17 protein-coding genes are annotated in these 17,362 nt (G+C 70.6%); 13 read left to right on the forward strand and 4 right to left on the reverse strand.

Annotated elements, in window-relative coordinates; translation table 11 throughout:
- Positions 1-106 precede the first annotated feature (106 nt).
- On the reverse strand, positions 107-2,002 hold the full coding sequence (locus IE231_RS08495; RefSeq protein ID WP_189693503.1) for a heavy metal translocating P-type ATPase: 1,896 nt from the start codon (positions 2,000-2,002) through the stop codon (positions 107-109).
- A 72-nt stretch (positions 2,003-2,074) separates the two neighbouring features.
- Between IE231_RS08495 and IE231_RS08500 the strand changes: the two genes are divergently transcribed.
- The 3 genes from IE231_RS08500 (at position 2,075) to IE231_RS08510 (ending at position 5,593) form a co-directional block, all read left to right on the forward strand.
- A complete protein-coding gene (locus IE231_RS08500) occupies positions 2,075-3,148 on the forward strand; it encodes a Gfo/Idh/MocA family protein (protein WP_189693504.1) in 1,074 nt (357 codons plus the stop codon).
- 92 nt (positions 3,149-3,240) lie between these two features.
- A complete protein-coding gene (locus IE231_RS08505) occupies positions 3,241-4,206 on the forward strand; it encodes a hypothetical protein (protein WP_189693505.1) in 966 nt (321 codons plus the stop codon).
- Positions 4,207-4,288: 82 nt separating this feature from the next.
- Positions 4,289-5,593, forward strand: a complete 1,305-nt coding sequence (locus IE231_RS08510) for a MotB domain-containing protein (protein WP_189693506.1) — start codon at positions 4,289-4,291, stop codon at positions 5,591-5,593.
- Positions 5,594-5,698: 105 nt separating this feature from the next.
- On the opposite strand, the gene IE231_RS08515 is transcribed toward IE231_RS08510, so the two are convergent.
- Positions 5,699-6,142 (reverse strand): DoxX family protein, encoded by a 444-nt coding sequence (locus tag IE231_RS08515; protein WP_189693507.1) that lies wholly within the window; start codon positions 6,140-6,142, stop codon positions 5,699-5,701.
- A 199-nt stretch (positions 6,143-6,341) separates the two neighbouring features.
- Positions 6,342-8,564 (reverse strand): NADP-dependent isocitrate dehydrogenase, encoded by a 2,223-nt coding sequence (locus IE231_RS08520; RefSeq protein ID WP_189693508.1) that lies wholly within the window; start codon positions 8,562-8,564, stop codon positions 6,342-6,344.
- A 290-nt stretch (positions 8,565-8,854) separates the two neighbouring features.
- Here IE231_RS08520 and IE231_RS08525 point away from each other — a divergent pair, with 290 nt between their 5' ends.
- The 8 genes from IE231_RS08525 (at position 8,855) to IE231_RS08560 (ending at position 13,493) form a co-directional block, all read left to right on the forward strand.
- Positions 8,855-9,091, forward strand: a complete 237-nt coding sequence (locus IE231_RS08525) for a hypothetical protein (protein WP_189693509.1) — start codon at positions 8,855-8,857, stop codon at positions 9,089-9,091.
- A 226-nt stretch (positions 9,092-9,317) separates the two neighbouring features.
- Entirely contained in the window at positions 9,318-10,103 is a 786-nt protein-coding gene (locus IE231_RS08530) for an AfsR/SARP family transcriptional regulator (protein WP_189693510.1), read from the forward strand.
- 3 nt (positions 10,104-10,106) lie between these two features.
- Complete coding sequence (locus IE231_RS08535; RefSeq protein ID WP_189693511.1) at positions 10,107-10,862, forward strand: hypothetical protein; 756 nt, start codon at positions 10,107-10,109, stop codon at positions 10,860-10,862.
- A 214-nt stretch (positions 10,863-11,076) separates the two neighbouring features.
- On the forward strand, positions 11,077-11,268 hold the full coding sequence (locus IE231_RS08540) for a hypothetical protein (protein WP_189693512.1): 192 nt from the start codon (positions 11,077-11,079) through the stop codon (positions 11,266-11,268).
- A 106-nt stretch (positions 11,269-11,374) separates the two neighbouring features.
- Positions 11,375-12,787, forward strand: coding sequence for a hypothetical protein (locus IE231_RS08545; RefSeq protein WP_189693513.1), 1,413 nt, complete (start codon positions 11,375-11,377; stop codon positions 12,785-12,787).
- Between the two features lie 5 nt (positions 12,788-12,792).
- On the forward strand, positions 12,793-12,984 hold the full coding sequence (locus IE231_RS08550; protein ID WP_189693514.1) for a hypothetical protein: 192 nt from the start codon (positions 12,793-12,795) through the stop codon (positions 12,982-12,984).
- A gap of 80 nt (positions 12,985-13,064) precedes the next feature.
- Entirely contained in the window at positions 13,065-13,256 is a 192-nt protein-coding gene (locus IE231_RS08555; protein ID WP_189693515.1) for a hypothetical protein, read from the forward strand.
- A gap of 45 nt (positions 13,257-13,301) precedes the next feature.
- Positions 13,302-13,493 carry a hypothetical protein gene (locus IE231_RS08560; protein WP_189693516.1) on the forward strand — a complete coding sequence of 64 codons (192 nt, stop codon included), beginning with the start codon at positions 13,302-13,304 and terminating at the stop codon, positions 13,491-13,493.
- Positions 13,494-13,592: 99 nt separating this feature from the next.
- On the opposite strand, the gene purH is transcribed toward IE231_RS08560, so the two are convergent.
- Positions 13,593-15,257, reverse strand: a complete 1,665-nt coding sequence (gene purH / locus IE231_RS08565) for a bifunctional phosphoribosylaminoimidazolecarboxamide formyltransferase/IMP cyclohydrolase (protein WP_189693602.1) — start codon at positions 15,255-15,257, stop codon at positions 13,593-13,595.
- Between the two features lie 154 nt (positions 15,258-15,411).
- On the opposite strand from purH, the gene IE231_RS08570 reads away from it, so the two are divergent.
- Positions 15,412-15,900 (forward strand): DoxX family membrane protein, encoded by a 489-nt coding sequence (locus IE231_RS08570; RefSeq protein WP_189693517.1) that lies wholly within the window; start codon positions 15,412-15,414, stop codon positions 15,898-15,900.
- A 51-nt stretch (positions 15,901-15,951) separates the two neighbouring features.
- Positions 15,952-17,304 (forward strand): MFS transporter, encoded by a 1,353-nt coding sequence (locus tag IE231_RS08575; RefSeq protein ID WP_189693518.1) that lies wholly within the window; start codon positions 15,952-15,954, stop codon positions 17,302-17,304.
- Positions 17,305-17,362 lie beyond the last annotated feature (58 nt).

Raw genomic sequence — 17,362 nt, forward strand, 5'->3', positions numbered from 1 at the left:
TCTTTACGGGCGGGGAGGGCCGGGCGGCGAATACCGTCTGGTCCGACACCCGCAACAGCAGTGCCGCGGGGCCGGATGAAGACGTGTTCATGGCGACGGTGACACCCTAGCCGTCCCCGCCAGCACCCACGGCGGCGGCCGTCCCCTTCACGGGGGCGGCCGCCGCTGCCGTGAGGCGGCCGCCGCCCACGGCCCGCAGCGCATTGAGGATGGTGGCAAGGTCCACGAGCTCCTGGAGCAGTGCACCGGCGACGGCCGGCAGCACCCCGGTCAGCGCGACGAGCATGAGGCCCACGCTCAGCGCGATGCCGAGCCAGATCGACTGCAGGGCCACGCGCACCGTGTGCTGGGAGATTTCGATGGCGGCGGCGGTGCGGGAGATGTCGTCCACGAGGATCACCGCGTCCGCGGACTCGCTCGCGGCGGTCGAGCCGCGCGCGCCCATCGCGATCCCCACGTCCGCGGCGGCCAGCACGGGGGCGTCGTTGACGCCGTCGCCCACCATGAGCACAGGGCGCGGCTCCGCCGCCCGTACGATCTCCACCTTGTCCAGCGGCAGGAGCTCGGCACGCACGTCCGAGACCCCGAGCTGGCGCGCGATCGCGTGGGCGGTCGAGGCGCCGTCGCCCGTGAGCATGAGCGTGTGGCGCGCGCCGAGCTCGCCCAGCCGAGCGAGCGTCGCGCGGGCCTCCGGGCGCGCCTGGTCGCGGAGCACGACGACGCCCGCGAACGCCCTGTCCACCGCCACGTAGACGGCGAGCTCACCCGGCTCGAGCGGGGGCTCGGCCACCGCGGCGCCGGTCTCCTGCGCGACGAAGGCACGCTTGCCCACGAGGATGCGCTGGCCGCCGATCTGCGCGAGCACGCCGTTCGTCGCTGCCTCCTCGGCCCCCGAACCGGGCAGGAGGTCGACGCCCTGCGCGGCAGCAGCCTCGACCACAGAGGCTGCCAGCGCGTGGGACGAGTACTGCTCCGCGGAGGCCGTGAGTGTGAGGAGCTCCTCGGCGTCGAACCCGCGCTCAGGACGGACGGCAACGAGCTCGGGGCGCCCGCGGGTGAGGGTGCCCGTCTTGTCGAACGCCGCGGTCCTGACGCGGGCCAGCAGCTCCAGGACCGCTCCACCCTTCACGATCACCCCGTTCTTCGCGGCACGGCTCATGCCGCCCATGAACGCGACGGGCGCGGCGATCAGCAGCGGGCACGGGGTCGCCACGACGAGAACCTCGGCGAACCGGTGGGGATCCCCGGAGAGCCACCAGCCCAGACCGGCGAGGGCCAGCGCGAGGAGGGTGAATGGCACGGCGTACCGGTCCGCGAGGCGCACCACGGGGGCTCGGCTCTCGGCGGCCTCCCGCACAAGGGCGACGATCTGCGAGAACTGGCTGTCGGCCACCGTGGCACTCGCCCGGATCACAGCGGCGACCGTGCCGTTGAGCGTGCCGGACAGGACCGGCTCCCCCGCCATCCGGTCCACGGGCAGGCTCTCTCCGGTGAGGGAGGACTCGTCGAAGGTGGCCGCCTCGGATTCGAGGACGCCGTCGACGGGGACCACCTCTGAAGGCCGGACCACGAGGAGGTCGCCCGGTGCCACGCCCTCGAGGGGGATGTCCTCAACCGTGCCATCGGGGAGCTGGCGGTGCGCCGCGCGGGGCGCGCGGTCCAGGAGCGCTGTCAGTTCCCGCCGCGCCCGGCCGGCCGCGTAGTCCTCGAGGGCCTCGCCGCCGGAGAGCATGAGGACGATGATCACGCCGGCGATGTACTCGCCGACGAGGAGCGTGGCCACAATCGCCGTGACGGCAAGGATGTCCAGGCCCCAGTGCCCCCGGAGGATCTCGCGGACCATGCCCACGAGCGTCCAGGCAGCCATCGCCCCCGCGAACGCTGTCGCCACCGCCTGGGCGGCCACGCCTTGGCCTGAGGCCGCGAGGACGAGCGAGACGGCGAGGACGAGGAGGGCCGCGGCCACAGCCGGGTAGGCGCGCACAAGACGGAGGATCCCCATGCTCTGATCCTGCCCGCCGGAGGGGTGCGCGTCCAGCGAGGCGAGGCTCCCCTCGCGTGGAAGGATGGCCCCATGACGCGCCACATCCAACGGCCCTGGCTGTCGCTCCAGCGCAACGACGACCCGCTCGAGCCGACCGGGCGCACCGTCCGCTGGGGCATCGTGGCCACGGGGGCCATCGCCCGGACCGTGGCTCGGGATCTCGCACTCCTGCCCGACGCCGCCCTGCATGCTGTCAGCTCGAGGTACCACGAGCGCTCGCTCGCGTTCGCCCGCGAGTTCGGCGCCGCGCACGCGTACGCGGACCAGGGCGGGACCCCGGGGTACATGCAGCTCGTGGAGGATCCCGACGTCGACATCGTGTATGTCGCGACGCCGCACGGCCAGCACCACCTCGTCGCCAAGGCCGCCCTCGAGGCCGGCAAGGGTGTTCTCGTCGAGAAGTCCTTCACCGTCAACGCCCACGAGGCCCAGGAGCTCGTAGACCTCGCCGCGGCGAAGGGCCTGTTCCTCATGGAGGCCGTCTGGAGCCGGTTCGTCCCGGGGATGCTCCGCGCGTTCGAGATCATCGAGTCCGGGGAAATCGGCGAGGTCCAGTGGGTGTCGGCGGACCTCGGATTCCCAGCGCCGAAGGACCCGCTGAACAGGATCTGGGCGGTCGTCGCGGGTGGCGGTGCGCTGCTGGACCTCACCGTCTACCCGCTGCTGTGGGCCGTGGGGGCGCTCGGGTTCCCGGACTCGCTCACCGCCGTCGGGAGTCTCAACGAGGAGGGCGTGGATGAGCAGAACATCCTCACGCTCTCCTACAGCGGCGGCCAGCTCGCGACCCTCGTCTCCTCTCTCGTCGCGCACGGTTCTCGCACCGCCACGGTTGCAGGCACCGAGGGCGTCCTCACGAGCGTGGGCAGCGTGAACAACCCGACGGAGCTCGTGGTGCGCCGCGGCTGGGATCCGCCCCGGGCGGAACGGATCGAGGTGGTGGGCCGCGGCTACGTGTATGAGCTGCGCGAGGCCGTCCGGTGCATCCAGCAGGGCCTCACGGAGAGCCCGACCATGCCGTGGCGCCACTCCCTGGACACGATGCGCCTGTTCGACGGGGTCCGCCACCAGCTCGGGATCAGGTACCCGAACGACCAACGGGCCTGATCCGGGTCTGGACGACGCCGGAATGCCATGCCTAGGATGACCGGCGAGTGGCCTGCCAGAGCAGGCCTGCCTTGCTGGGGAGGAGGGCACGGATGAGCAGCGGTGCGGTGTGGCGCGCGTGGCTCGTCTCGGCTGCCCGCCACGCGGCTGCCGCCGCCGGCCTCGCGTTCGTCTGGCTGGTCCTCTCCGGCGCAGGCGCCCAGGCTGCAACCCCCGTCGGCAACCTCATCGATTCAGCCGCCACCGCGCCAGCCGCCGCGCAGCCGGCGCCCGTGGCCGTCCCGGATCCGGCCGGGTCTGTTCCAACCCTCACCGGCGCAGTCACGGCCCCCGTCGTCTCGACCGCCCAGACGACTGTCCAGACCGCCCCCGTCGTCTCGACCGTCCAGAGCGTCGCCTCGTCGGCGGCTCCGGTCACCGGCGGTGCGCTCTCCTCCCTCGGACCGGCGGTCGAGCCCGTCCTGACCGAGGTTGCGTCCACGGCGTCGACGGCTGTGGGGACAGTCAGCGGAACGGTGGCAGGAATCACCGAGCGCGCCGATACGGTGCTCACACCAGTCCTTGCTCCCATGGCGGCCGTCCTGCAACCGCAGGCCGAGCCCCCCGGAAGCGCTCCTGGAGCCGCTGTCACCCAGTCCCCGGCCACTGCGGTCTCCGCCGATTCCGCGCAGTCATCGAGGCCAGATGCGGGCCCCCCCGAGCAGCCTTCCGCAGGCGAGGCTCCCGCCCCGGCCACCCAGGCTGAGGCCGTCCGCGCGCTCCTTGAAGGTGCCGCAGTGCCCGTCGTGGATGCTGTGATCGCTGTCGATCGTGCCGCTGCCGTCTTGCCGGCCCTGTCACTTCCCGCGCCCGCAGCCCCCACCGCCCCGGTGCTGCCACTGGCGCCGATCTCGCTCGGAGACCAGGCATCGGGGCAGACGAGCGGCGGAGCGAGCCTCGCCCTCGCCGCTGGCGCGTTCGGCCTGATACTGATGGCGCGTCGCGGTCTACTCCTGCCCTCTGCACCCGGCCGGCTGCCCGAGCCGCCAGCGTTCGACCCCGGTTCTACTCCCGACTAGAGGGGACAGGCCTGCCCTGTGGCAGGCACCTCGTTCCCCGGCGCCACGCGCGCCATCCATCATCTTGTCAGGAGTACCAACCATGAACACCCTCATGCGCCGAGCCATGCTCGGCACGCTGGTGGCCGGAGGCCTGCTCGGCCTGGGCCAGGTCGCTGCCAACGCGAGCGCGGCCACCGACCCCGCCGGACCCGATCCGGCCCAACACACCGTGACCTCGCCTTTGCTCACGGCTGCCACCGACCCCGTGCTCACGCTCACCGCACCGACCGCGGTCACGGTTGGCGCCATCGATGCGGGCGGCGCCCCGGTCTCAGGCGGCGGCATCACCGCCGTCACCGCACCTGCCGTCGCGCTGTCAGCGCCTACCGCCGTGACCATCGGCGGAGTGCCCGGAGGCACGACGGCGCCGGCACCCGCCGCCCCTGTGCCGGCACCCGCCGTGCCCACGCCGGGGCCCGCAGTCAACGGGACGGGAAGCCACCCGACCACTGGCCACGGGGCTCCCGCCCTTGGCGGCGGCATCACCGCCGTCACGGACCCGACCCTCGCACTGGCCGCTCCCACCGTGATCACAGCGGGCGGCATCGGGCACAGCGGAACAGGCGGCACAGTCGGCGGCATCGCGATCGCGACGGAGCCGCAGGCGTGCCTCACCGTGCCTCTCGCCGTGAACGTCGGAGGGTCGGGCGCGACGCTTCCGGCAGGGGGCTGCGGCACTGAGGGCACCAGCCCATCCACTCCCCCGGCCCAGGCTGGCGGCACCACCCCGTGCGGCTGCACTGCGCCCGGTGGCGTCACCGTTCCCGGGGGAATCACTGTTCCCGGTGACGCGACCGCCCCGGGAGCCGGCACCGCACCGGGTGGGTCTACCCTCCCCGGCAGCGGGACAGGGACCGGGACGGTGGCCGACGACGACGCTGCTGCGCCCGGTGACGGCACCGTGACCGGCAGCGCCCCCAACGGCAGTGCCGACTCCGGAACCGCCGACTGCGCGGACACAGCACCGGCGCAGAACCCCGCCTCTGCCCCGTCCGGCCCCGCAGCCGGCGGAATCCGGGAGGGTGCGGCGCCTGCACCGGCGGCCGTCGTGCCGGCACAGGCCTTGTCCGCCACTGCCTCGTCGGCGTCGGCACCCGGCACACGAGAGTCGGCGGACGCACGTCGGTCGGCGGGCGCCTCGGTTCCGGAGCCGTCTCAGGCGGCACACGCGACGCAGACGCCCGGCGTGTGCCTGGCCGCGCTCGCGGAGGACCTCGCCGGCAACGTGACGCTGCCCATGGCCCTGCTGCTCGCGGCAGCGGCGCTCATCCTGGGCCTGGGAGCCGGGCTCGGCACGGGGACGCTCCTCCGTCGTCACCGGTCCCCCGCCATGGCGTCGGTCTAGCCATGGCGTCCGTCTAGTCCCGTTGCCCGCGCACGACGACGCCCCGCGTCTCCGGCGAGAAGATCACCGGGGGCGCGGGGCGCAGCGCTGCGTCTAGGGAACGCGTCAGGCAGCGAGCAGGGCGAGCTTGCCGGTCCGGCGCCCGAACAGCGCGGCATCGAGCGAGAGGCGCCCCGGACCGACGAGGGCCACAGCGGCCGAGGCTGCGGCGAGGATGAGGACGAGCTCCATGCCGCCCTTCTCGACGAACATGCCTGCCGAGATGTGGACGAGGAAGAGCGCCGACAGCATCTCGACGGCGAGGAGCGCACCGGCCACCCGGGTCAGGAGGCCCACGACGAGGAGCGCCCCGCCGATGAGCTCGAGTCCGGCCGAGATCGGCGCGGCGAGCTGGGCAGCAGGAACGCCCATCTGGGCGAAGGCACCCTGGGCGCCGGGGATCGTGTACTCGAAGAACTTCTGCCAGCCGTGGGCGAAGAACACGGCGCCGAGGGCAACGCGGAGCACAGTACGGGCGATATCTGAGGCGACGCTGCGCGAGGAGGACATAGGGTCCCTTCCTGTCGGTGGACGAGGGGCCGGAATGCGGCCAAGCTACTCCAATTTTCAATTGAAGTTTCAACTAATGCTCTCTGATCCAGCAGCGAGTGTCAAAGCCGATGACGACCCGATGACGACGGCGCCCCCTTCGCCGGCGAGGGATCTCACCGGCGGCGGGGGCGCCGTCGAACGCTATTGGACCGGACTGCTACTTGCCCATGCCGTCCACCACCGCGTTGAGGGTCGCCGATGGGCGCATCGCCGCGGAGGCCTTGGCCTCGTCGGGGTGGTAGTAGCCACCGAGGTCCACCGGGTGGCCCTGCACCGCGAGGAGCTCGGAGACGATCGTCTCCTCCTGCGAGGTCAGCGCCTCGGCGACGGGGCCGAAGGCTGCTGCGAGCGCGGCGTCGTCCGTCTGCTTCGCAAGCTCCTGCGCCCAGTACTGGGCAAGGTAGAAGTGCGAGCCGCGGTTGTCGATGGTGCCGAGCTTGCGGCCCGGAGACTTGTTCTCCTCGAGGAAGGTTCCGGTGGCGCGGTCCAGAGTGTCGGCGAGGACCTTGGCGGCCGGCTGGCCAGCCTGCTCGGCGTAGAGCTCGAAGGAGGGCACGAGGGCGAAGAACTCGCCGAGGCTGTCCCAGCGGAGGTAGTCCTCGTTGATGAGCTGCTGCACGTGCTTCGGCGCGGAGCCGCCCGCGCCGGTCTCGAAGAGGCCGCCGCCCGCGATAAGGGGAACGATGGACAGCATCTTCGCGCTCGTGCCGAGCTCGAGGATCGGGAAGAGGTCCGTGAGGTAGTCGCGCAGCACGTTGCCCGTGACGGAGATGGTGTCCTCGCCCTTGCGGAGGCGCTCGAGCGTGTACGTGGTGGCCTCGGCCGGGGCGAGGATCTTGATGGTCAGGCCCTCGGTGTCGTGCTCGGCCAGGTACTCCTTGACCTTGGCAATCACGTTGCGGTCGTGGGCACGGGTCTCATCGAGCCAGAACACCGCCGGAGTGTCCGTGGCGCGGGCGCGGTTCACGGCGAGCTTGACCCAGTCGCGGACGGGCACGTCCTTGGTCTGGCACGCGCGCCAGATGTCCCCGGCCTGCACGCGGTGTTCGATCAGCACATCGCCGGCGCGGTTGACCACCTGGAGGGTGCCGTCGGCCGGGATCTCGAACGTCTTGTCGTGGCTGCCGTACTCCTCGGCAGCCTGGGCCATGAGGCCCACGTTCGGAACGGTGCCCATCGTCGTGGGGTCGAGGGCGCCATGCTCGCGGCAGTCGTCGATCACAGCCTGGTACACGCCCGCATAGGAGGAGTCGGGGAGGACGGCGAGCGTATCGTGCTCCTTGCCGTCGGGACCCCACATGTGGCCGCCGATGCGGATCATGGCGGGCATGGACGCGTCCACGATCACGTCGGAGGGCACGTTGAGGTTCGTGATCCCCTTGTCCGAATCGACCATGGCGAGGTCGGGTCCGTCAGTGAGGCCCTTCTGGATGAGGGCCTTCACGCCGTCGCGGACATCCTCGGGCAGGGCATCGAGGCCCGCGAGGATGGAGGCGAGGCCATTGTTGGGGCTGAGGCCCGCCGCGGCGAGCTGCTTGCCGTAGGTCTCGAACAGCTCCGAGAAGTACGCCGCGACGACGTGGCCGAAGATGATCGGGTCCGAGACCTTCATCATCGTGGCCTTCAGGTGCGCGGAGAAGAGGACGCCTTCTTCCTTGGCCCGTGCGACCTGGGCCCTCAGGAAGTCGTCGAGGGCAGCGGCGCTCATGAACGTGCCGTCCACGATCTCGCCGGCCAGCACGGAGATGCCCTTCTTGAGCTCCTTGACGGCGCCGTCGGGGAGCACGAGCTGGATGGTCAGGGAGTCGTCCGCGGGCAGGACCACAGACTTCTCGTTGGAGCGGAAGTCGTCAGCGGCCATGGTGGCGACGTTCGTCTTCGAGTCAGCGCTCCATGCCCCCATGGAGTGCGGGTTCTTGCGCGCGTAGTTCTTCACCGACAGTGGCGCGCGGCGGTCCGAGTTGCCCTCGCGGAGCACAGGGTTGACCGCGGAGCCCTTGACCTTGTCGTAGCGCGAGCGGATGTCCGTCTCCTCGTCGGAGGAGGGGTTGTCCGGGTAGTCCGGGAGGGCGTAGCCCTGGGACTGGAGCTCGGCGATCGCTGCCTTGAGCTGCGGGATCGACGCCGAGATGTTGGGGAGCTTGATGATATTGGCCTCGGGCGTCTTCGCGAGCGCACCCAGCTCGGCAAGCGCGTCCGGCTGCTGCTGCTCCGGCGTCAGGTAGTCGCCGAAGACGGCAATGATGCGGCCCGCGAGGGAGATGTCCCGCGTCTCGATGTCGACGCCCGCAGCCGAGGAGTAGGCCTTGACGATCGGCAGGAACGAGTGGGTCGCCAGCATCGGCGCCTCGTCCGTGTGCGTGTAGATGATGGTGGCCATGGGTGGGCGCCTCCTGCGAACGCTGGGGCAGACCGCGGCGTTCGATGTGCGCGTGGGCATTCGCCGCAGTGTGCGTGGGTGCTGCTATGTCAACATCCTTAACTTACCGGAGTGCCGCGGCGGCGGCCGGTTTCGTGACGAGAGGCACAGAGACGATCACCGAAGCACGCTCGTGTCAAGGATGGCCGCGCGATCATCGGCGCTGCTGGCCCTACACTTCCCCTGAGGGGACAGAAGGCTCTTGCGCAGGCCGCAGGAGCATTGAGGCTGTAGGCATTCAGGGGAGATCATTGGGACAGCATTCCGCCGCCGCCGAGCACGGCGACGCGCACGACAACGCACTCGACGAGCTGGGAACGCTGGTACTCCGAGTGTGGCGGGAGCCCGATTCGTCGCCACACGGGCTCAGGGTCCGGGTCCTCACGTCCGAGGGTCCGCGCGAGCCGGCGTCCTCGGCCGTGGTCGCCGACGTCGACTCCGCTGTCGCCGCGGTCCGCTCATGGCTGGAGAAGCAGCAGGGCGACTGAGCCGCTCGGCGGCCCATGCCGTGCAGGATGGGCGCTGACGAGACGAGCGTTCCGACTCGACAGCACGCTTCCCATTGCTTGACAATCCGGTTGATGTGGATAAATCCATTGACTGGATTATCTCGGCATTGTCACACTGGAATCGTTCGTCAGGGCGCGCCGAACCTCCCGCCACGATGGGGGACGGAGCCACCCGAGGGCTTTCGTCAATAGGGGCGCGTGAGCGATGTCGTGGGAACTGCATCTTCTGGGCCGCTGGCAGCTGACTCGGCGAGGGACGTCGCAGTCCGTCGGCAGCCGCCAGCAGAGGGTGATCGCAGCGCTCGCGCTTCTCGGCCCCAGGCCACGCACTTACATCGCGGGCCTCCTGTGGCCCGAAAGCAGCGAGCATCAGGCCGCGAGCAGCCTCCGAGTCGCCGTCTTCAAGATCAGGCACCAGCTCCCGGGCCTCCTCGCCGAGACCACTGACCCGCTCAGTCTGGCAGAGAACGTGAACGTCGACCTCGACCGTCTCCGTGACGCCGTTGACAGTGCCGTCACGGGGGCGGAGCCGGCCCCGGGACTCACAGACCTGCTGTACTCCGCCGAGCTCCTTCCCGGGTGGTATGACGACTGGCTCCTGTTCGAGCAGGAGCGTCTCCGGCAGCTCCGGATCGCCGCGCTGGAATCCATGGCCCGCCGGCATCTGGGCGAGAACCGCCCCGAAGCTGCGGTGGCGGCCGCGATGAGCGCCGCCGCGATCGAGCCACTGCGGGAATCAGCGCAGGCGCTCGTGATCCGCGGGCAGATGAGCGCTGGAAACGGGGCCGGCGCGCGGCGCACCTATGAGGACTTCCGCCGCCGCCTCGCCGAGGAGATGGGCATCGAGCCCTCCACGAGACTCGAGAGGCTTGTCACCGACGAGCAGCTCGGGAACGGGCGGACCCTGGCTGCGTCGGGACCCGCCGCGGTCACCACAATGTACCGGCAGCCCCAGCAAGCGATGTACAGGCAGCCCCAGAAGGAGAGCTGAACAATGCGCCCTGCCCAGAACCGACGTTCCCTGTCCCCTGCGTTCGCGCTCGTGAGGGCGGTGGCCGCCGGGACCCTTGCCGCCGCCCTCTGGGCCGCCCCGGCCCTCCCGGCATCCGCTGCCGCTGGCCCGCCCCCGGGGATCGCCTGGGGGCGCTATATGCACGTCGCCTCCCGAGCCATCCCCAGCCCCCACCGCCCGAATGCCGTCGACTCTGCCGTCGTGGTGGGTCCGCTCCGACCCAACGGCGGCCCGGCGTCCGCCTCTGCCTCCGTGGAGAACTCGTGCGCAGGCTGTTCCGGCACGGCGGTGACGCTGCAGGTCCTCACGTCTCCCGGTGCCTCCACCCTTACCGCGAACAATCTGGCCACTGCCTACACGACAGGCGACTGGGCGTCGTCGGCCGCTGTGTCAGTCCAGATCATCGCGACAGCGGACGCTCGCTCCATCATCGCCAACAACAGCTCAATCGCCGTCAACGAAGGCTGCACGGGCTGCAACACCCAGACCGTAGCTATCCAGTACATCCTCGTCGGCCGGCAGCAGCGTGACCTCTCGCCGTCCGCGCGGAGCATCGTGCTCGGGATCGAGCAGGCCCTCGGCGTCGACCTGAATGCGGCCGCTTCGGCCCCCGCCGCCATACTCTCGGCTCGCGCGCAATCCTCAGCGCACGACGCCGTAGAGCGGGCTCGCGCTGTCATCGCCGCAGACACCGGGGCTGCCGTGGAGACGCGCCTGCAGGTCGACTCCGGCTCCTGAGGAGCGCCCTCCCCCCGCGCTCCCGACCGCTCGAGGCCCCGCCCGCAGAGATCCTGTGCGCGGGGCCTCTGCCATGCCAGCGGACGAATGCCAGCGAAGGAGTTCCCGCACGCCGGCTCGGTAATGGATCGATAACGCGGAGATAACACTCCATTCGATGTACTTATTGCGGCGATTGACACGCAATCGCTCACCCACCAAGGAGATGAGTCATATGACCAAGATCACCACCGCCGAACTGGCCGCCGAGACCGTCGAGCTCCTGCCGGGCCGCGACACCCTGCTGTGGGACTACAACACAGTGGGCATCTGGGCGACCAACTCGTCCCTCGCGCTCAACGTCGGCACGCTCTTCTCGCAGGCCAACAGCGCTGCGGTCCAGACGATCTACGTCACGCAGTCCTGACGTCCCCTGGGCAGCCGGGGACGGCTTCCTTCAGCCCGCCGCCCCCGGCCCACCCCCGCTTGGCCCACCCGCAAAGCACGCTCCAACCTTCCCGCAGGAGGAGACCATGACACAGGAACTGGCCTCAGTGTCCGCTGCCGTCCCGGACGTCCGGTGGCAGCGCCCCGAGGGGCTCGAGCTGCTCGGGCCAGTCTCCGGGTCCGGCCTCAACCACAGCACCTATCTGGTCCGGCGTGGAGACGGTCAAGTAGTCCAGCTCAGCGAACTGCTGAACATCATCGTCGCCAAGGCAACCACCCCCCTGCCCCTCGAGGAACTCGCCCGGCGCGTGAGCCACGCCTTCGGCCGCGAGCTCGACGCCGATGGGCTCTCCCTCCTTGCCGAGCAGAAGCTGGCCCCGCTCGGACTCCTGGTCCAGCCGGACGCCGCTGCTGTGCCCGCAGCAGCGCCGCGCGCCACTCCGCTCCTGGCCCTGCGGGGGAAGACCACGATCTTCCCCCGGCGTGCAGTCGAGCGCCTCTCCTATCTCCTGAGCCCGCTGTACTGGCCACCCGTGGTCATCCTGGCGTGCGCGAGCCTCGTGGCCCTCGACCTCAAGCTGCTCCTCTCGGCGAATGCCATCGGCGCCCTGATGGATGTCCTCGTGACTCCGTCGATGCTCCTGATGCTCTTCGCCCTCATGACGGTGGGGGCCCTAGTCCACGAACTGGGCCACGCAACCGCCTGCAGATATGGCGGCGCGACCCCGGGAGTGATCGGAGTGGGCCTCTACCTCGTCTTCCCCGCCTTCTACACGGACGTCACCGACTCGTACCGTCTCTCGAGAGGCGCCCGCCTCCGCACCGACCTCGGCGGCCTCTACTTCCACATGCTCTGGGTGCTCACAGCCGGAGCCGGCTTCCTGATGTCCCACAGCCCGCTGCTGCTCCTCCTCGTGGTCCTGACCCAGCTGCAGATGGTCCAGCAGTTGCCGCCCACGATCCGGCTCGACGGCTACTTCGTCCTCGCCGACCTCGCGGGAGTCCCCGACCTGTTCTCGAGGGTTGGCCCGGTACTGCGGAGCCTCCTGCCCGGGCGGCCGGCGGATCCCCGCGTGCTGGAGCTGAGGCCGGTGTCGCGCTGGATCGTGACCTCCTGGGTCCTGATCGTGGTGCCATTCCTCCTCGGAGTCCTGGTATGGCTCGCCATCAGCCTGCCGTTCATCGTCCAGCAGGCCGCAGGGGCCGCCGTGCTGCATGCCCAGCACCTCGTCGCTGCGGCCACCACCGGGCGCCCCGTGGACGCGGCGCTCTCCGCCCTTGCGATGGTGATGCTCGCCCTTCCGGCCCTCGGGGCCGTCCTGGTCCTGTCAAACGTCGCGCTCCAGATCATCGCCGCCCTCACCCGCCGCCTCCGGCCCGCGCCCAGGGTGCCGCGGCCCATGCCACGGCACGCCGCCACACGACCCGCTGGTTCCCCTTCGGCCACCACAGCTGACCACGTTCTGAAGGAAACCCCACCGATCCTTGGAAGGAGGTGACAACCATGCAGAAGCTCACCCCCGCAGAGCTCGCCGCCGAGTCGGTGGAGATGCTCCCCACCCGCGAGACCCTCGTGTTCGACCTCAACATGGCGCTGGTCCAGGCTCAGAACGCCTCATACGCCATCAACGCCGAGACCTGGGGCTCGGTCGCCAACAGCGGCGCTCTCCAGGCCGTCTCGATCACGCAGTACTAGAACCCCGCCGGTCTGGGCGCTCGGCGTCGCTCCCCACGGCGCCGAGCACCCCACCGACAGCCCCACTCGAGGAGGAATCCATGACGCCTCTCGCCCCGGCAGAGATCACCGACGAGCTCGCCGAGCTGCTCCCGCAGCGCGACACCATGCTCATCGACATCAATGTGGCCCCGATCGTCGCCGTCAACCTGGCGATCGCGGTCAACGCAGCAACCATCGGCTCCGTCGCCAACGCGGACGCCGTGCAGATCATCGGTGCGTTCCAGCACTGACCCGTCCCGAACACACACCCCCTTCATCAGCAGGAGTTGATCACCATGACCACGATCACCGTTTCTGAGCTCGCCGCCGAGTCCGCCGAGCTGCTGCCCGGACGCGAGACCCTCCTCGGCGACTTCAATTTCGCCGAAGTCCTCGCCTCGAACACGTCCTTGGCCGCGAACGTCATGACCATCTGTTCGTCGGCAAACAGCCTCGCGTACCAGTCGGTCTACGTCTCTCAGGGCTGACAACATGAGGGAGGGAGCCGGGCCGTCCCGGCTCCCTCCCCCGTGTGTGCAGGAAGGGCACGAGGGGGCCTGGCCACGTCAGGCCCCCCTCGGCGCGTGTCAGTGGAAGAAGTGGCGCGACCCCGTGAAGTACATCGTGATCCCGGCCGCCTTCGCAGCCTCGACGACCTCCTCGTCCCGCACCGAGCCGCCGGGCTGGACCACCGCCTTGACTCCCGCATCGATGAGGATCTGGAGCCCGTCGGCAAACGGGAAGAAGGCATCCGACGCCGCGACCGCGCCACGTGCCCGCTCCGGCGCCGAGCCGGAACCGCCGGTGCCGGACGCACCGCCGGCCGAGTCGACGTCGGACGTGACCTCGACTCCCAGCGTGTTGGCCCGCTCCACGGCGAGGCGGCACGAGTCGACCCGGTTGACCTGGCCCATGCCGATGCCCACCGAGGCCCCGTCCTTGGCGAGCAGGATCGCGTTCGACTTCGCGGCGCGCGAGGCACGCCAGGCGAAGGCGAGGTCGGCGAGCGTCGCGTCGTCGGCCGCGTCGCCGGCGGCGAGCGTCCAGGCCGAGGGGGAATCGCCGTCGGCCGCGAACGTGTCGGCGACCTGGGCGAGGACGCCTCCGGAGATCTGCTTGATCTCCGTGGGGTAGCGGCTGTAGCCCTCGGGAAGCGCGAGCAGGCGGATGTTCTTCTTCTTCGACAGGATCTCCACCGCCTCCGGCTCAAAGTCCGGGGCGATCACCACCTCGGTGAAGATGCCGGCCACCGTCTCGGCCATCCCGCGCGTCACCGTGCGGTTCGCGGCGATCACGCCGCCGAATGCCGAGATGGGATCGCACGCGTGGGCCTTGCGGTGCGCGTCCGCGATCGGGTCCTCGGCGCCGGGAGTGGCGACGGCGATGCCGCAGGGGTTCGCGTGCTTGACGACCGCGACGGCGGGCTCGTCGAAGTCGAACGCGGCGCGCAGGGCGGCGTCGGCGTCGACGAAGTTGTTGTAGCTCATGGCCTTGCCGTGCAGCTGGTCCGCCTGGGCGATGCCCGCCGGGGCGGCCCTGTCCACGTACAGCGCGGCCGGCTGGTGGGGGTTCTCGCCGTAGCGGAGCACCTCGGAGCGCTCGAGGGCGAGCCCGGCGTACGCGGGCCAGTGCACCGCGCCGCTCTCGTCCTCATCGGGGAACTGGCTTGCCGTCCACGTCGCCACCGCCGTGTCATAGGCGGCGGTGTGCGCGAAAGCCTTTGCCGCGAGCCGCTGACGGGTGCGCAGGTCGAAGCCGCCGGACTGCGCGGCGGAGACGACGTCGCCGTAGAAGCCCGGGTCCACGACGATGGCGACGGCGGCATGGTTCTTCGCGGCCGAGCGCACCATCGCGGGACCGCCGATGTCGATCTGCTCGACGACCTCGTCCATGCCGGCGCCGGAGCGGACGGTCTCGACGAACGGGTACAGGTTCACGACGACGAGGTCGAACGCCTCGATGTCCATGCGCTCGAGGGTCTCCATGTGCTCGGGGACGCGGCGGTCCGCGAGGATGCCGCCGTGCACCCGGGGGTGGAGGGTCTTGACCCGGCCGTCGAGCATCTCCGGCGATCCGGTGACCTCCTCGACCTCCTGCACCGGGACGCCCGCCGCGGCGATCTTCTTGGCGGTCGAGCCGGTGGAGACGATGCGGACCCCTGCAGCATGCAGACCGGACGCGAGCTCCTCGAGGCCCGTCTTGTCGTAGACCGAGATCAGGGCACGTCGGATGGGAACACGGTCAAGCTGGATCACAGGGCACTCGTCTCTCTCGGCGCATGGGGGGTAGGCGCAGCCATTCTATCGCCGGAAGGATTGACGCCCCGGAGTGCCCGTGCTTGTCTGGCGCCAATAGTCTGGGTGGGCGAGAACCTCCGCGCACCACCGCCACCAGAGAAGGGCCATCATGGGATTCAGCCTCAGCCACGCCATCCTCCGCGCAGCCGCGGGAGCGTTCATCCTCAATTCGGGCGTGTCCAAGCTCAAGCTGGACGCCGAGCGCGCGGAAGGCCTGCGGGACATGACGGCCAACGCCTTCCCCCAGGCCGAGCAGGTCCCGCCGGAGAAGTTCGGCAAGGCCGTCGCATCGGGCGAGATCGTCCTCGGGGCGGCGCTCCTGGCCCCGTTCGTGCCGACGAGGCTCGCCGCCCTGGGCCTGACGGCCTTCTCCGGCGGGCTGCTGGCCGTCTACGCCAAGACGCCCGGCCTCACGCAGGACGACGGCGTCCGCCCCACGCAGGCCGGCACCGCGATGGCCAAGGACGTCTGGCTCGCAGCGATCGGGGCGGCCCTGCTGGTCGACCGGAAGCGCCGGCCCGCGAAGGCGAAGGTCGAGGCTGCGAAGGCCAAGGCCGCCACCGTGAAGGCCAAGGCGAAGGCGAAGGCCGCACAGTAGCCAGCCGGGCAGAGGGGGCGCGCGCCGCAGCGGCTCGCCTACAGTTCTCCCATGAGCACCTCCACCGCGCTGCCCACGGGCGACGCCGTCGTGCAGAGCCTGCCGTGGCGCTGGGGCGTCCAGGGCCGGATCTTCGTGGTCGGCGGCCTGGGATTCATGTTCGACGCCTGGGATGTGACGCTCAACGGCGTCCTGATCCCCCTGCTCTCGGCCCACTGGAGCCTCGCGCCGGCCGACGCCGCGTGGATCGGCACCGCCAACCTCATCGGCATGGCGGTGGGAGCGTTCGCCTGGGGGACCATCGCGGACACGGTCGGCCGCAAGGCCGCGTTCACCGCGACCCTGCTGATCTTCTCGGTCTTCACCCTCGCCGGTGCGCTGAGCCCTGACATCGTCTGGTTCAGCGTCTTCCGGTTCCTTGCCGGGTTCGGCCTCGGCGGCTGCGTCCCCGTGGACTACGCGCTCGTGGGCGAGTTCACGCCCAGGCGCGAGCGCGGCCGCGTGCTGACGGCGATGGACGGCTGGTGGCCGGTGGGGGCGGCGCTGTGCGGGTTCGTGTCGGCGTGGCTCGTGGGGACCTTCGCCGACTGGCGGCTTCCGCTGCTGGTGATGGTGCTGCCGGCACTCCTCGTGTTCTGGGTGCGCCGCGGCGTGCCGGAGTCGCCGCTGTTCCTCCTCCGCAAGGGCCGCGCGGCGGAGGCCCGGGCCGTGATCGACGCCCTCGTGGCCCGGACGGGCGCCGAGGCGGTGGAGTACCGCCTCCCGGAGCCCCACGAGGTGCCGAGGCTCTCCCCCGGCAGCTGGGTCACCCAGCTGGTGCGGGTCTGGCGGTACGACTGGAAGGTCACGGGGGTTGCCTGGGCGCTGTTCTTCAGCGTCCTGCTCGTCTACTACCTCGCGCTCACGTGGATGCCCAAGATCCTCATCGGTGCGGGATTCGCCGACTACCGGGCGTTCCTCACCACAGCGGGGATGGCGGCAGTCGGCCTCCTCGGCGTCATCGTCGCCGCACTGCTCGTGGAGCGCGTGGGCCGTAAGTGGATCCTCGCCATCACGGGCCCGCTCTCGGCGCTCACCCTCGTGGTCGTGGCGTGGGTAGTGGATGTCCCGGCCGCCGCGGTGGGCTGGCTCCTGGCGTTCGGCTTCGTGGTGCAGGTGGCCATCCCGGTGCTGTACGCGTACGTCTCCGAGCTGTATCCCACCGAGCTGCGGGGCTCGGGATTCGGGTGGGCCTCGACCTTCTCGCGGATCGGGGCGGGCGTGGGACCGCTCGTGTTCGCCGCCTGGTTCTGGCCGGCCCTCGGTCTGGCGGTCTCCTTCGCCCTTGCGGGGGCCCTCGTGCTGCTGTCCGTGGCGTGGATGGCAGCGTCCGCGCCGGAGACTCGGCAGCAGTCCCTCGACTGATCGCGGAGAGGAGCGGTGTTTGATCGCGGAGAGGAGCGGTGTTTGGGCGGCAGCTGGG

Source organism: Sinomonas cellulolyticus, assembly GCF_014656475.1.
In the GTDB taxonomy this organism is placed as follows: domain Bacteria; phylum Actinomycetota; class Actinomycetes; order Actinomycetales; family Micrococcaceae; genus Sinomonas; species Sinomonas cellulolyticus.